We start from the raw sequence: 15389 nt of genomic DNA, 5'->3' as shown, positions 1-15389 counted from the left end.
GTTGAAAGAAGAATCTTTCGCTGAGCGAAATCCTAGCGGAGCATCCATGACAAGTCCAGTTCCTCTGGCCGACGCGATCGCCGAGCACGTGCACGACGGGGACACCGTGGCCCTGGAGGGCTTCACGCACCTGATCCCCTTCGCCGCCGCGCATGAGATCGCCCGGCAGGGCCGGCGCCACCTGACCCTCGTCCGGATGACGCCCGACCTTGTCTACGACCAGCTGATCGGACTCGGCTGTGCCGACGAACTCGTGTTCTCGTACGGCGGCAACCCCGGCGTCGGCTCGCTCCACCGACTCCGCGACGCCGTTGAGAACCACTGGCCGCACAAGCTCGCAGTACACGAGCACAGCCATGCGGGGCTCGCGAACGCCTACTCGGCCGGTGCTGCCCGCCTGCCCTTCGCAGTACTGCGGGGCTACCGCGGCACGGACCTCGAGGAGCAGCGGGACATCATCAGCCGGGTCACGTGTCCCTTCACCGGCGAGGAACTGGCCGCGGTGAAGGCGGTCAACCCGGACGTGACGGTGATCCACGCGCAACTCGCGGATCGCGACGGCAACGTCATGCTCTGGGGAATCACCGGAGTGCAGCGGGAGGCCGTGCTCGCGGCGAAGCGCGCCGTGGTGACAGTGGAGGAAGTGGTCGACGAGTTCCCCGAGCACACGGGCGCGGTGATCCTGCCGAACTGGGTGCTCTCCGCGGTGAGCGTCGTACCGAACGGCGCCTGGCCGTCGTACGCCGCCGGCTACTCCGTGCGCGACAACGACTTCTACCAAGAGTGGGACGCCATCTCCCGCGACCGCGAGGCCTTCCTCGCCTGGGCGGCGGCCAACAACCTAACCCAGGTCGCCAACGAGCAGACGGCGGCAACCCATGTCTGACTGGACCAGCGCGGACATGATGAACGTCGCGGCGGCCCGCGAACTCCACGACGGCGACGTCTGCCTGGTCGGCGTCGGCCCGCCCAACCTCGCCGCCAACCTGGCTCGGCGCACGCACGCTCCGAACTGCCGGCTCGTCTACGAATCGGGCGCGATCGACGCCAAGCCGAAGAAGCTGCCGCTGTCGATCGGTGACGACGACCTGGCCGCCACGGCGATCGCGGTGGTGTCGGTGCCGGAGATGTTCAACTTCTGGGTCGGCGCGGGGCGCATCGACGTCGGGTTCCTCGGCGCGGCGCAGATCGACCGCTACGGCAACATCAACACGACGGTGATCGGCGACCACGCCGACCCGAAGGTCCGGCTCCCCGGCGCCGGCGGAGCTCCCGAGATCGCCGCCGCCGCCGGCCGGGTGATCGTGATCGTGAAGCAGTCGCCCAGGACGTTCGTCGAACGCGTCGACTTCGTCTCGTCGGTCGGCTACGGCCCCACCGGCACGGAACGCGACGCGCCCGGTGCCGGGCCGACGCTGGTGATCACCGACCACGGCGTACTGGAGCCGGACCCGGTCACCCACGAGCTGACGCTCACCCGACTGCACCCGGGCGTCACGGCCGAACAGGCGCTCGCGGCGACCGGCTGGCCGCTGAAGGTTGCCGACAGCGTCCAAGCTGTGCCGGCGCCAAGCGGCGCCGAGCTGGAAGCCCTGCGAGGGCTCAGGAACCGGGAGGCCGTCGATGCCTGAGTCGTTCACCCACGTCGGCCTGCCAAGTCGCATCCTGCTCGGACCGGGCACGCTCGACCAGGTGCCGGCCGAGGCGGAAGGTCTCAAGGTGTTGCTGATAGCAACGAAGTCGGCGCGGGACAGCGCCGATCTGCTGGAGCGCGCGCTCGGGGACGCCTTCGCGGGACGGATCGACGAGGTTCGCCAGCATGTGCCGACGGAGACGGCGGACGCTGCCCGCGCCCAAGCGGCCGAGGTCGGCGCCACCGGCATCGTCGCCATCGGCGGCGGCTCGGCCATCGGCCTCGCCAAAGCGATCGCCCTCGTTCAGGGCCAACCGATCATCGCTGTTCCGACGACGTATGCGGGGTCGGAGATGACTCCGGTGTGGGGACAGACCGAGGGCGGCGACAAGCGGACCGGCACCGATCTGCGGGTGCTGCCGAAAGTCGTCATCTACGATCCGCTGCTCAGCCGTGGTCTTCCGCTGAAGGTGACAGCGGCGAGCGTGGCGAACGCGCTGGCGCACTGCGTCGAGGCGACCTGGACCGAGAAGGCGGACCCGATCACCGAGGTCATCGCGGTCGAGGGTGCGCGGGCGTTGCGAGAGGGATTGCTGCAGGTCCTGGACAATCCCACCGATTTAGATGCCCGAAGCAACCTCCTGTACGGCGCGTCGCTGGCCGGCTCCGCGCTGGCGACAGCAGGTACGGGCATTCACCACAAGCTGTGCCACCTCCTCGGCGGCACCTACAACCTCCCCCACGCGGAAACCCACGCCGCCGTCCTCCCGCAGGTCACCCGCGTGAAAGCCCTCAAGGTCCCGCGCGCGAAGGCACGACTGGAAACCGCGCTGGAGACGGACGACCTCGCTGCCGGGCTGTTCGACCTGTTCGCGCAAGCCGGTGTGCCGACGAGCCTGCGCGAACTCGGGCTGACCGAGGCTCAGGCCCGCGAAGCGGCCCGGCGCTTCGCCGGCGCCGCCCCGGCCAACGCGGTCCAGCTGGACGAAGCCGCCGTGACCGACATCCTCACCCGCGCCTGGGCAGGCGAACGACCTGAAGGAGCCCGATGAGATCCGCCTATCTACTCGACGCCGTCCGCACGCCCGTGGGCAAACTCGGCGGTGCCTTGGCGGGCGGCCGCCCCGATGATCTGGCCGCGGTCACCCTCCGGGAACTCCTGATCCGCCACCCCGCCCTCGACTCCGCCGAGATCGAGGACGTCTTCCTCGGCAACGCGAATGGCGCGGGTGAGGAGAACCGGGACGTCGCCCGGATGGCCGCCCTGCTCGCCGGCTACCCCACCAGCGTCCCCGGTACTACGGTCAACCGCCTCTGCGGGTCCGGCCTCGAAGCCGCGATCCAGGCGGCTCGCGCGATCGAAACAGGCGACGCTTCCTTGGTAGTCGCCGGCGGCGTGGAATCGATGAGCCGCGCACCCTGGGTCCTCCCCAAGCCCGACAAAGCCTTCCCGCACGGCAGCATCAACGCCGAATCCACCTCTCTCGGCTGGCGGCTGGTCAACCCGCGGATGCCGAAGGAGTGGACGCTCTCGCTCGGCGAGGCCACCGAGCAACTGGCCGAGAAGTACCACGTCAGCCGCGAAGCGCAGGACCTCTTCGCCCTGGAGAGCCACGAGAAGGCCGGGAAGGCCTGGGCAGCGGGCAAGTTCGACACCGAGGTGGTGCCGTGGGAGCACCTCGCGCCGATCCTGCCGAAGAACGCGGCGCCGCTGAGCCGGGACGAGTCGATCCGCGACGGCGGTACGCCCGAGGTGATGGCGAAGCTCCGACCCGCCTTCCGGGACGACGGCACGGTCACCGCGGCCAACGCGTCCACCCTGAACGACGGCGCGTCCGCAGTACTGGTGGCTGACGAGGCGACGGCGACGCGGCTTGGTATCGAGCCGCTGGCACGGATCGTCAGCCGGGCGGTGCACGCGGTCGATCCGCGGTACTTCGGGATCGGACCGGTGGAGGCGTCCCGCAAGGCCTTGGGGAAGGCGGGAATCGGCTGGGACGACCTGACCCTGGTCGAGCTCAACGAGGCGTACGCGGCGCAAAGCCTGGCCTGCTTGGGCGAATGGCCCGAACTGGACCGCACGAAGGTGAACGTGAACGGCGGAGCGATCGCCCTCGGGCATCCCCTGGGCAGCTCCGGAACCAGGATTCTGACCACGCTCGCGCACGAACTGCAGCGGCGCGGCGGCGGCTACGGCCTGGCGACCCTGTGCATCGGGGTCGGCCAGGGACTCGCGATGGTGATCAAGGCATGAGGAGCAAGCAGATGGACCTCGAAGGCGACGAACTGACCGCGGCCGTGGTCGCCAGTTTCGACGGCAGTCCGGACCCACGGACGAAGCAGGTGCTGGGCGCGCTGGTGCGCCATCTGCACGCGTTCGCCCGTGAGGTCGACCTGACCGAGCAGGAGTGGTTCGCCGGGATCGACTTCCTGACCCGGACCGGCCACATGTCCACCGGCACCCGGCAGGAGTTCGTCTTGCTGTCCGACGTCCTCGGGCTGTCGATGCTGACGGTCGGCCTGGGGAACAAGAAGCCGGCCGGGGCCACCGCGTCGACGGTGTTCGGGCCGTTCTTCGTCGAGGGATCACCGGAGATCAAGCTCGGGGAGGACTTGTCCAACGGCGCTCCCGGACAGCCCTGTCTGGTGGCGGGCCGCGTCCTGGACCTCAAGGGCCGGCCCATCCCAGGCGCACTGGTCGAGACCTGGCAGGCCGACGAGGACGGCTTCTACGACGTCCAGAAGGACACCGACGGCCCGCAGAACCGCGGTCACCTGACAACTGATGCCAACGGCAACTACACGTTCTGGGCGGTCCGCCCGGTGGCCTATCCGATCCCTGACGACGGCCCGGTCGGCGAACTGCTGCGGGCCGGCGGTCGCGGCCCGATGCGCCCGGCCCACATCCACTTCATGGTCACCGCGCCCGGCTTCTCCCGGCTGATCACCCACGTCTTCGCCGCCGGCGACGAGCACCTGCGCGACGACGCCGTCTTCGGCGTGAAGGACTCGCTGATCGCCGAGTTCACCGAGCACCCGGCCGGGACCGCCCCGGACGGCCGCACTCTCGACCAGCCCTACTCGACCGTCCAGTACGACTTGGTGCTCGCCACCACCGAGGAGACCCGATCACTGTGATGACCACCGATGTGCTGATCGTCGGCACCGGCCCGGCCGGCGGCGCCGCCTCCCTGTTCCTGTCCAGCTACGGCATCGACAACGTCGTCCTGACCCGCTACGGCTGGACCGCCAACACTCCGCGCGCCCACATCACCAACCAGCGCACGATCGAACTGATGCGCGACATGGGCATCGAGGACCAGGTGGTCACCAAGGGCACCGAGCACGGGCTGATGGGCCAGACCGCGTTCTGCACCAGCCTGGCCGGCGAGGAGATCGGCCGGATCCGCACCTGGGGAACGCATCCGCAGCGGCTGGCCGACTACACCGAGGCCAGCCCGACCCTGCCCTGCGATCTCCCCCAGACACTCTTCGAACCGATCCTGGTCAGTACTGCGGCCAGCCGGGGCGCGCGGCTGCGCTTCGACACGGAGTACGTGTCGCTGGAGCAGGACGACGACGGGGTGACCGCGACGGTCCGGGACCGGTTGTCCGGTGAGATCTACCAGATCCGGGCGAAGTACCTGATCGGCGCGGACGGCGGCCGGAGCAAGGTGGCGCAGGACATCGGGCTGCCGATGGCCGGGGCGATGGACATCGAGGGCTCGATGAACATCGTCTTCGAAGCCGACCTGTCCAGCTACGTCGCGCACCGGCCGAGCGTTCTGTACTGGGTGCTCCAGCCGGGCGCGCAGATCGGCGGGATCGGCGCCGGCCTGGTCCGGATGGTCCGGCCGTGGAACGAGTGGCTGATCGTCTGGGGCTATGACATCAGCCGGCCGGCTCCGGTGGTCGACGAGGCGATGGCGACCGAGATCGTGCACAACCTGGTGGGTGACGACACGATCGACGTCAAGCTCAAGGGCACCTCGGTGTGGAGCGTCAACCACATGTATGCCGAGAAGGCATTCGTGGGCCGGGTGTTCTGCATGGGCGACGCGATCCACCGGCACCCGCCGAGCAACGGCCTCGGCTCGAACACCTCGATCCAGGACGCGTACAACCTCGCCTGGAAGCTGGCCCTCGTACTGCGTGGTCAGGCGTCGCCCACGTTGCTCGACACCTACGACGAGGAGCGGACCCCGATCGCCAAGCAGATCGTGGACCGGGCGAACAAGAGCCGGACGCAGTTCGGGCAGATCTTCCACGCGCTCGGGATGACTCCGGACGCGCCGGCGGGACGCACGATCGACTCACGCAAGGACGACACCCCCGAAGGTGCCGCGCAGCGGGAGGAACTGCGCAAGGCGATCGAGCTCAAGGACTACGAGTTCAACGCGCACGGGGTGGAACTCGGCCAGCGCTACCGGTCGGCCGCGGTGATCCCGGACGGCACCGACGAACCGGCGTACGACCGGGATCCTGAGCTTTACTACCACCCGACCACCTGGCCGGGTGCGCGGATCCCGCACGCCTGGCTGACCCGCGGGACCGAGACGGTCAGCACGCTGGACGTGGTCGGCAAGGGCCGGTTCACCCTGCTGACCGGGATCGGCGGCGAGGCCTGGGTGAAGGCGGCCAAGGTGATCGCCGAGGAGACCGGCCTCGACCTCGAGCCCGTCGTCATCGGCCCCGGCCGCGAGCTCGACGACCTGTACGGCGACTGGGCCCGGCTCCGCGAGATCACCGACACCGGCTGCCTCGTGGTCCGCCCCGACGCCCACATCGCCTACCGCTCCCACGCCCTCGCCGACGACCCGACGGCCGCGCTCAGCGACGCGCTTCGCACGCTGCTCGGCCGGTAGCCGGACGGCGGGCCGGTAGCCGGATGGAAGGCGGTAGCCGGATGGGGGCGGTAGCGGAACGGTTTGTCAGCTGGCCCACTGGCTGTTGAACTCGTCCCGGTTCCAGTTGCGCGGGCCGGTGGTGTGATCGACCTTTTCGAGCAAGGCCGACACCTCGGCGGTCTCGGCGTCGAGGAGGGTCAGAAGAGCAAGCCTCGCCTCCTCGCTGCGGGCCTCAAGAGCCGCGGCGGCGAGTGCCCGCACCGTGCCGATCTCGTGGAGCAGTTCGTGCCAGATCTGTTCCGTGACATACGAGCCAGAACTCATGGTGTCCCCCATGTGTCGTCGCATAACCCGTGACAGCACGCAGGCACGCGCCGTCCCCGCCCGAGTTGGGACTGACTTGTGTGTGTAGAGCTCACTTGCAGGCCTCCCACCGGAGGCCTCAGAGCACCAACGCGCAGACCTGGCTCGGGGTTACGGCCTCGTCTCAGACCTTCTGATCGAAGGTGTGCCGGCGGATCCAGGCGTGGAGGGCGATGGCCGCCGCCGCGCTGGCGTTGATGGAGCGGGTCGAGCCGAACTGGGCGATCGAGAGAACGTCGGTGCAGATCGCGTGCGCTTCCTCGGTCAGGCCCGGGCCTTCCTGGCCGAACAGGAGGACACAGTTCGTCGGTAGGTCGTACGTCTCCAGCGGGACCGAGCCCGGCAGGTTGTCGATACCGATGACGGCGAGCCCGTGCTGTTCGGCGTACGCGGCGAGGTCCGCGAGTCGCGGGTGGTGCCGGACATGCTGGTAGCGGTCCGTGACCATCGCGCCACGGCGGTTCCACTTCCGATTGCCGACGATGTGCACCTCCTTGGCCAGGAAGGCGTTCGCGGTCCGGACGACCGAGCCGATGTTCAGGTCGTGCTGCCAGTTCTCGATCGCGACGTGGAACGGGTGGCGCCGGGTGTCCAGGTCCTCGACGATCGCCTCCAGCCGCCAGTACCGGTACCTGTCCACCACGTTGCGGCGGTCGCCGGCCGCGAGGAGTTCCGGATCCAGCCGCGGATCGTCCGGCGGATCGCCCTGCCAGGGGCCGACGCCGACCTCCGCCGGGCCGACCAGATCCGCCCCGACCAGGTCGGCGGTGTGCTCGCGATTGGCGTCCTGCATAGGTCGGGACGCTACCCTGTCCGCGTGCTTCCTATGATCGCGATGCTGATGCCGAACTGGATGGACCCGGAATTCCTGCTGAACTGGCTGGGTGACTGGGCCCTGTGGGGTACGGCCGCGGTCATCTTCATCGAGTGCGGGCTGCTGTTCCCGATCCTGCCCGGTGACTCACTGCTGTTCGCGGTGGGTATGTTCATCGCGCTCGGCACCATCGGTGTCCCGCTCTGGGTCGCCTGCGTGGTGCTCACCGCCGCCGCCTTCCTGGGCAACGTGTCCGGCTACTACATCGGCAGAGCGCTCGGGATGAGTCTGTTCCGGAACCCGGACGCCAAGTTCCTGAAGCCGAAGTACATCGAGCAGACCAACGAGTTCTTCGAGAAGTACGGTCCGCGGGCGCTGGTGCTGGCCCGGTTCGTGCCGATCGTGCGCACCTTCATCACGGTCACCGCGGGCGCCGGCCGGATGGACCCGAAGAAGTTCTTCCTGTGGACCGGCGTCGGCGCGGTCCTGTGGGGCACCGGCGTCACCTTGCTCGGCCATGCGCTCGGCCGGATCAAGTTCATCCACGACCACCTCGAGTCGGCCCTGATCCTGCTGGTGATCCTCTCGATCGTCCCGATGATCGTCGAGTACGTCCTGGCCAAGCGCCGCGAGCGCAACAACCCGACCAAGCCGGGCGAGCCCGTCCCCCTGACCGAAGATGAAATGCGCGTCTGACCAGACGTAGCCGGTGCTGACTCAACTCTCGGCCACGCGCAGATGTCGCAGGCAGAGTTCGAGCGGTACCGACGCAACGCCCTGTCCCAGGGCCTCGAAGGACTCGCCTGCCAGCAAACGCCGTACATCCGCCGGCCGGATCCGCAGGTGATGGCTGACGAACTGTCGTTCCGACAGGTCGATCCGGACGTCGAGATCCCGCAGCGGCGCATGGATCCGGGAGATCCCGTAGAACTCCGGCTTCGCGCCCTTCTCGAGCCAGCGGCCGAAGCCGACCACCTCGGTCTCGATCCGGATCTGCCGCATCGGCGCGCTGATCAGGCCGAGTTCCTCCCGCAACTCCCGTTCCATCCCCGCGGCGACCACGTCCGCCAGCCGGGACCGGCCAGTGATGTCCTGCGGTTCCAGACTGCCTGAACCACTCGGCGCCACCAGTCCGCCCGATGACCTGGCTGCCGGTCCCTGGTGGACCAGCAGAATCCAGCCGTCCTCGGTCAGCGCGATCGTGGAGATACCGATCTGGTTGGCGAGTTCGCTCTGTGCCAGCGGAAGCAGCCGGCCGGAGTCCGTCATGATGTTCCGGGTGACGTCGGCCACCACCCGTCGAAGCCGCCGGCTCCACCACCGATGACCGGCCAGGTAGTTCGACGCCATCGTGTCGAAGTACCGGGCGGGTTGGAGCCAGGCCTCCCCGCCGGCCGGATCGAGATCGTTGCACAGCCGCACGTTCAACCCGTCGAACGGTTGCGAGGCGGCCCTCGACCTCTTCGATCTGGCCAACGCGATCACGGCCGGCTTGATCGCCGCCAGGTCCGGCGGAAGGACGAAAGGCCGCCGCTCGACCACGATCGGCCGGTCGAGGTTCCGGTCGACCGACGGGCTCGCGATCACCCGGCCCTGTGAGCAGCGGATCAACTGCCAGTCGCCGTCGACGAGCACGTCCGGGATCGGCTGGTCGAGCTTGTAGAGGTCGCGAAGGTCCTGCCGCACCTCACGCCAGTCCCCGATCAACGGGACCAGGCCCAGGATCGCCAGCACCGCCGCGATGACCGGAGTACCGAGACTGTCGACGCCCAGGCTCAGGACCGCGATACAGGCGAAGGCCGAACCGACCGCGGTCGGCCAACTCTTCGGCAGCAGCAACTTCGCCCAGCCCCAGCCGGCCCAGAACCGCTGGCGGATCCAGAGCCGAACCCCATGACGCAACGGCTGCGCCGGCTCGGACTGGACAGGCGTGATGGACGTGACGGCCTCGGGCTCTCCCATGGTTCCCCCTCAGACGACATATCGAGGCGGAGCCGGAGCCGTTACGCGCAGTCAGTGACCGAACGGAAAGTGCGCGTCCGACCAGAGGTAGTCGGTGCTGAGCTCGGCCAGGTCCGAGGTATCGACCTGACCGCACGGCAGTGGCCCGACCACTTGGCCGGAGCCGAGTGAGCAAGCCACCCGGATCCGGTCAGCCGCCTGGTACCAGACCAGCGCCCCCCGTGGCGCCGCCCCCTCGTGGAGGAGGGCGTGATGGTCGAGCCACCGCAACGCGTCGGCCGGATCGTGCCAGCCGCTGTCCTGGGCATAGCCGAAGGCCATCCGCTGGAACTTCAGCGACCAGTCCTGCCAGGCCGCCGAACCCACCCGTTCCAGTTGCCAGGTCAGCGCGGCTTCTGTGTCGCGTGGGTTCGAGACCCGCTCCACAGTCCGGCGCTCCACAACAATCTCCCCCATGGCCGTGCTCCCCCATCCTCCGGCAGCTGCCGTGGTACTCAAATCTTCACAACCCGGCATACAGCGGCCGTACATTACAAACCCCGACGACCAAGAGAAATCAAGTGATCGCCGGTTGGGTTGAGGTGAGGGAAGGCGGAGGGGTAGGAGAAATCAGCTGGTGGCCCGGCGTGGGTTCAGCCGACGGCGACGTGGGAGTCGAGGGCTGCCAGGGCCTGGCGGGACTCGGTGGCCTTCTGGTCGTTGGCGACCAGTTGCCAGACGCGGGCGGCGCGGGTGAGGTAGCGGCGGGCGAACTCGAGGTTGCCGGTGCTCGCGTACAGCCGGCCTAGGTGATGCGCGGCTTGGCCCTCGACGCTGCGGTCGCCCAGCCGGTGGCCGATCTCGATCGCGTCGAGCAGCATCCGGCGAGCCGCCGCGTCGTCGCCCAGGGCGATCAGCGCGTGCCCGAGGTCGGTCCGCCCGTACGCCGCGCAGTGGTCGTCGCCGAGGCTGTTGAAGATCTCCAGCGACGCCTGCAACTGGCGGACCGCCTGGTCGTGCCGGCCCTGCTGCATCCGCAGCGTGGCGATCCGGCGCCGGACCTTCGCCTCCCGGTGCTGATCACCCAGCCGTACTCCGAGCAGGAACGCCTCCGCCAGGTACCGCCCGGCGGTGACCGTGTCGTTGCGGCTCAGCCAGATCGAGGCCGCCGCACTCCGCGCCACCGCTTCGCCGTTCTTGTCACCGACCTCGACGAACGCCTCGACAGCCCGCTCGTACTCCGGCAGCCCCTCGTCCGGGCGGCCTCGCTCGCGCAGCCAGGTCCCCAGCCCCACGGCCACGATGCCGACGCCCTGCCGATCCCCGATCTCCTCGAAGATCGCCGCTCCCTGGGTCAGGTGCTTCCAGGCGGCGTCCCAGTCGTCCTGGTAGAGCGCGAGCTGCGCCAGGTTTCGGTGGATGATCGCCTGACCGCGCCTGTCCCCACAGGCGATGGCACTGACCAGGCCGGGCTGGTGCGACTCGTTCCAGTCGTCGAAGTACGCCCTCATGTCCAGGTACGGACCCCAGGCGGCGGCGATCCGCCAGGCGTGGTCGTGCAACCCGTTCTGCGCGGCCGCCCGGATCGCCGGCGCGAACGTACTGCGCTCGGCGTCGAACCAGGCGATCGCGTCCGACGGGGTGAACGGCTGCGGATCCGGCGAGAGCAACGGCCCGGTGTGCTCCAGCACGCCGAAGTACACGAACGGCAGGGCCGCGGTGGCCCGGCGGATCTTGTGCAGCAGCGACTCGAACACGGTCCGCAGGTCCTTGATCGCCTGCGCCTTCTGCTCGTCGTCGCCGACCCCGATCGCGTGCAGGCGGAGCAGGTCGTGCACCCGGTACCGGGCGGTGCCGTTGGCGTCCACCGAGCTGATCTGCACCAGGTTGACCTCGATCAACCGGTCCAGGCTGCGGCGTACCGAGGCCGGCGTGGCGATCGACTCCAGGATGCGGGCGGGGAACTCGCCGACCGCGAAGCGGCCGATCAGCCGGTAGAGCCGGCCTTCCTCGGCGCTCAACGCGTCGTAGCTCAGGTCGGCACTGGTCCGGACCGCGAGCTCGCCGATGCTCAGCTCGTCCAACCGGTGCGTCTCGTCCCGCAGCCGGCGGGCCAGCTCGGCCGGGCTCAGGTCCGGGCGCTGCGCCAGCCGGCTGGCGACGATCCGGATCGCCAGCGGAAGGTTGCCGCAGGCAGCGAGAATCTCCAGAGCCGCGGCCGACGAACTGTCGACCCGCCCGGCCCCCGCGACCCGGCGCAGCAACTCGGCCGCCTCGCCGTCGTCGAAGGTGTCGAGCGGCATGCTGTCGGCTCCGGCCAGGTCCATCAGCCGGTTCCGGCTGGTGATGACGACCGCCGACGCACCGGTGCCCGGCATCAGCGGCACGATCTGGCTCGCCGCCGCGACGTCGTCGAGGATGATCAGCACCCGCCGGCTCGCGAGCTCGGACCGCAACGCGGCGGACCGCCGGTCGGGATCAGCCGGTACGGCGGAATCCGACATGTTCAGGCTCAGCAACAGATCGGTGAGAGCACCCGCCGGATCACGGGGCTCGGTGGCTCCCCGCATGTCCAGGTAGATCTGCCCGTCCGGGAAGTACTCCCTGACCAGATGGCCCAACCGGATGGCCAGCGAGGTCTTACCCGTGCCCGGAGCACCCGAGATGACAGCGATCGGAGGACGGACCGGATCACGTCCACAGACCAGGTCGCGCAACTGCTCGAGCTGCCCCTGGCGTCCGCTGAAGTCGGCCAGGTCCAACGGCAACTGGCTCGGCGGGCGATGCGGCTCGGTGAGCACGGGCGACGCCATCAGGCCGGCAGGCTCGGCCGGCTCCTCGCGTTCCGCAGTACGGGTTGGTGCCGGGATGCCGGGGTTGGGCCAGTTGGCCGAGCGGCCGTTCTCGGCGCGGGCACCGGCCGCTTCGAGCTCCGGGCCGGGCTTGACGTCGAGCTCATCGGCCAACGTCTGAACGGCTTTCGCGTACGCCGCGCGGGCCTCGCCGGTCCGGCCGGCCGCCAGCAGCGCGTCGACGTACCGGCGCCACAGCTCCTCGTCGTACGGGTCTTCGGTGAGACGGCCACTGAGCAGAACCGCGGCACCGCTGGCATCGCCTTGCTCGAGGCGCAGGTCCAGCAACGCGTCGACCAACCCCCGGTACTGCGCGTTGAGCCGCGCGATCGTGCCTTCCCAGGCGGACGGGATCGTCAGATCGGCCAGCGGCTGACCGCGCCACAACGAGTAGGCGCGGGAGAGGACCACCATGGCCTGGCGCTTCTCCCCCGCGTCGCGCAGGTGGCCGCCCTCGGCCAGCAGTGCCTCGAAGAGGCTCGCGTCGAGTTCGTCGACGCCGACCTCGATGCTGTATCCGGCTGCGGACGTGTCGATCGACGCAGGCAGTCCGGCTTCCTGCAGAACGCCGCGCAGGGCCCGGACGTAGGTGCGGATGTTCGCCGTCGCGGAGCGTGGCGGAGTGCCTTCCCAGAGTGCGTCCGCGATCAGGTCCGTCGAGACGAACCGGTTGGGATGCAGGAGCAGGGTGGCGAGCAGTTGACGGGGCTTACTGGCGCGTAGCGGCTGGCCCTGGACATGTGCGAGGCGCAGAGGTCCGAGGATCTCGTACCTCAGACTGTCCACTTGACTGCCCTCTCAACTGTTGGCCCGCCCCATGGTGGCATCCCGGCCCGCTCGCGGGAAAGGCTCGGGAGCGGCGATGTATCTCGCGATGTACGCACGATGTATCTCGCCGGGGCATCGTGGTGGCCGGTACCGGGGGGAGGGCAGGCCCGGGAGTGACGAATGACCATCGTCGCGCCCGGGCCTGAATTTGGGACCTGGGCACTGAGCGACGGCCGTGGGGGCACTGGCCGGGGGAGCTCAGTGCCCCACCCGTCACCGGACCGAGGCCCTTAGTGGCTACCGGTGAAGGGCGGCTGGCCGTCCTGCGGGCCAGGGGCTCCCGCAGGCGGCCCGCCGACCGGCGGCTGACCCTGCTGCGGCGGGTACTGCTGCGGCTGGCCCTGCTGGGGCGGGTACTGGTTGATCTGGGGCTGGGGGTAGCCACCCTGCTCGTTGCCGGGGATCTGCGGCTGGATCTGACCCGACGACTGCGCGCCCGGCTGCATCTGCGGCGGCGCCTGCTCGCCGGCGACCGAGCCGATGGTGCCGAACGAGACCTGCGGCACCGAACGCACCTGCTCGTCGTTGACCTCGAAGTAGCCGGCCTTCTCGAACTTGAAGCTGTTCGCGATCAGGTTCGACGGGAACGCCTCGATCCGGGTGTTGTAGTCGCCCACGTTCGCGTTGAAGAAGCGGCGGCCGGCGGCGATCCGGTCCTCGGTGTCGGTCAGTTCGCGCTGCAGGTTCAGGAAGTTCTGGTTCGACTGCAACTGCGGGTAGGCCTCGACGGAGATCATCATCTGCCGCAGCGCACCGGACAACTCGCTCTCGGCTGCGGCCCGCTGCTCCGGCGGAGCACCCTGCACGTTGACCGCCTGGGTCCGCAGCCGCGCGACCTCCTCGAAGACGTGCCGCTCATGTGCGGCGAAGGCACGGACGGTCTCCACCAGGTTCGGGATCAGGTCGTAGCGACGGTGCAGTTCGACGTCGATCTGCCGCCAGGACTCCTGGATCAGGTTCCGCTGCTTGACGAATCGGTTGTACGAGACCATCAGCGCGATGGCCAGAATCACGACGATCGCGACGATGATGACGATGACGAGGGTCATTTCCCTGCTCCCGAGTGTTGGTGATGCTCGAAAGCGACTCTAACGCCGAGCCGGGTCGGTGTCCGGGCAGCTACTGCCCGTAGCGTTCCATCCTCAGGACGAGACGGCCCGAGGTACGCCCGGTCGATTGGCGCTGCCAGGCTTCGGCGACCTCCGGCAGCGCGACGGTTTCGTGAGCGACCCGGAGGTGTCCATCGGCAGCATGGTGCAGGACGGCTGTCAAGGCATCCCGGCGCTGATCCGGTGTCAGGGAGTTGTTCGTGTAGCCCAGCACGCCGGCCGACCGGCTTCGCAGTACTGCGGACGAGAAGGTTGCCTCGTCACCGGAAGCGCCGCCGAGGTTCACCAGTCGCCCGCCGTTCGCGAGCAACCTCGAGGCGGCGGTCGCCGCCACCCCGAAGATGGCGTCGATCACCACGTCCACCGAGCCACCGGTCGCCACGGCCAGGCTGGTCGTGGCGTCGTCCACATCGGGGCCTAGGGCAACCACCTCGTCAGCACCCGCGGCCAGTGCCCGCTGCCTGGCATCCTCGGACCGGCACACGGCCGTCACCTTGGCAGCCCCGAGAACCTTCGCCGCCCCGATCGCGACCTGACCGACCGCTCCCCCACCCCCGAGGACGAGCACCTGCTCACCCGGCTGGAGATCGGCCCGCCAGGTCAACGTCATCCAGGCCGCCACCGAGGACAACCCGAGCGCGGCCACGTCGGAGTCCGGAACTGGAGTGTCCAGGGCGACGACGTCGGCATCGGGAACCGCGCAGCGCTCGGCGAAACTGCCGTCACCAGGGGCCATTCCGGCCGACGTCGAGAAGAACACCCTGGTCCCCGCGGCCAGGACGGCCGAGTGTTCGATGACGCCGACGCCTTGCACACCGGGGACATACGGAACCGGCGGCGGACCGAAGTACGACGTACCGGAGGCGCACAGCAGATCGAGCGGTACTACCGGCGCGGCGGTGACCCGGACGATGCTCCGGCCCTCGCCAGGTACGGGATCGGGGTGTTCGGCGGGCGACGGCGGTTCACCGTGAACGCCCAGTACGGCGGCTCGCACGCGGG

14 protein-coding genes are annotated in these 15389 nt (G+C 69.2%); 7 read left to right on the top strand and 7 right to left on the bottom strand.

The genetic code is table 11. The features are described from left to right. Positions 1-46 precede the first annotated feature (46 nt). From ABD255_RS02320 to ABD255_RS02295, 6 genes are read left to right on the top strand one after another with little or no spacing between them, the layout of a single operon-like run. The gene (locus ABD255_RS02320) at positions 47-886 is read left to right on the top strand and encodes a CoA transferase subunit A (RefSeq protein WP_344209187.1); all 840 of its coding nucleotides are present in this window, start codon (positions 47-49) and stop codon (positions 884-886) included. Then, positions 879-1631 (top strand): CoA-transferase subunit beta, encoded by a 753-nt coding sequence (locus ABD255_RS02315; RefSeq protein WP_344209185.1) that lies wholly within the window; start codon positions 879-881, stop codon positions 1629-1631. Before ABD255_RS02320 ends, ABD255_RS02315 begins: the two co-directional genes overlap by 8 nt. Beyond that, positions 1624-2685 carry a maleylacetate reductase gene (locus tag ABD255_RS02310; RefSeq protein ID WP_344209183.1) on the top strand — a complete coding sequence of 354 codons (1062 nt, stop codon included), beginning with the start codon at positions 1624-1626 and terminating at the stop codon, positions 2683-2685. Before ABD255_RS02315 ends, ABD255_RS02310 begins: the two co-directional genes overlap by 8 nt. Next, positions 2682-3887 (top strand): thiolase family protein, encoded by a 1206-nt coding sequence (locus ABD255_RS02305; RefSeq protein WP_344209181.1) that lies wholly within the window; start codon positions 2682-2684, stop codon positions 3885-3887. The genes ABD255_RS02310 and ABD255_RS02305 overlap by 4 nt, the downstream gene beginning before the upstream one ends. Beyond that, the gene (locus ABD255_RS02300) at positions 3884-4771 is read left to right on the top strand and encodes an intradiol ring-cleavage dioxygenase (protein WP_344209180.1); all 888 of its coding nucleotides are present in this window, start codon (positions 3884-3886) and stop codon (positions 4769-4771) included. Before ABD255_RS02305 ends, ABD255_RS02300 begins: the two co-directional genes overlap by 4 nt. Next, the gene (locus ABD255_RS02295; protein WP_344209179.1) at positions 4771-6498 is read left to right on the top strand and encodes an FAD-dependent oxidoreductase; all 1728 of its coding nucleotides are present in this window, start codon (positions 4771-4773) and stop codon (positions 6496-6498) included. Before ABD255_RS02300 ends, ABD255_RS02295 begins: the two co-directional genes overlap by 1 nt. Positions 6499-6564: 66 nt before the next feature. Here ABD255_RS02295 and ABD255_RS02290 read toward each other — a convergent pair whose 3' ends face one another. Both ABD255_RS02290 and ABD255_RS02285 read right to left on the bottom strand, forming a co-directional pair. Then, positions 6565-6804, bottom strand: coding sequence for a hypothetical protein (locus tag ABD255_RS02290; protein ID WP_344209177.1), 240 nt, complete (start codon positions 6802-6804; stop codon positions 6565-6567). 163 nt (positions 6805-6967) lie between these two features. Further along, a complete protein-coding gene (locus ABD255_RS02285; protein ID WP_344209175.1) occupies positions 6968-7636 on the bottom strand; it encodes a TrmH family RNA methyltransferase in 669 nt (222 codons plus the stop codon). 33 nt (positions 7637-7669) lie between these two features. On the opposite strand from ABD255_RS02285, the gene ABD255_RS02280 reads away from it, so the two are divergent. Then, entirely contained in the window at positions 7670-8353 is a 684-nt protein-coding gene (locus ABD255_RS02280) for a DedA family protein (RefSeq protein ID WP_344209496.1), read from the top strand. Positions 8354-8374: 21 nt separating this feature from the next. Here the strand turns inward: ABD255_RS02280 and ABD255_RS02275 are convergent, their stop codons facing one another. The 5 genes from ABD255_RS02275 to ABD255_RS02255 form a co-directional block, all read right to left on the bottom strand. After that, positions 8375-9619 carry a hypothetical protein gene (locus tag ABD255_RS02275; RefSeq protein ID WP_344209173.1) on the bottom strand — a complete coding sequence of 415 codons (1245 nt, stop codon included), beginning with the start codon at positions 9617-9619 and terminating at the stop codon, positions 8375-8377. A gap of 51 nt (positions 9620-9670) precedes the next feature. Beyond that, a complete protein-coding gene (locus ABD255_RS02270) occupies positions 9671-10075 on the bottom strand; it encodes a hypothetical protein (RefSeq protein WP_344209171.1) in 405 nt (134 codons plus the stop codon). A 176-nt stretch (positions 10076-10251) separates the two neighbouring features. After that, positions 10252-13236, bottom strand: coding sequence for an AfsR/SARP family transcriptional regulator (locus ABD255_RS02265; RefSeq protein ID WP_344209169.1), 2985 nt, complete (start codon positions 13234-13236; stop codon positions 10252-10254). A gap of 272 nt (positions 13237-13508) precedes the next feature. Continuing rightward, positions 13509-14327 (bottom strand): LemA family protein, encoded by an 819-nt coding sequence (locus ABD255_RS02260; protein WP_344209167.1) that lies wholly within the window; start codon positions 14325-14327, stop codon positions 13509-13511. A gap of 70 nt (positions 14328-14397) precedes the next feature. Beyond that, the gene (locus ABD255_RS02255; RefSeq protein ID WP_344209165.1) at positions 14398-15384 is read right to left on the bottom strand and encodes a quinone oxidoreductase family protein; all 987 of its coding nucleotides are present in this window, start codon (positions 15382-15384) and stop codon (positions 14398-14400) included. Positions 15385-15389: the final 5 nt, after the last annotated feature.

The organism is Kribbella sancticallisti (assembly GCF_039530625.1).
GTDB lineage: Bacteria > Actinomycetota > Actinomycetes > Propionibacteriales > Kribbellaceae > Kribbella > Kribbella sancticallisti.
The sequence above is the reverse complement of the archived record's forward strand: the minus strand, read 5'-3'. Positions and strand labels throughout refer to the sequence as shown.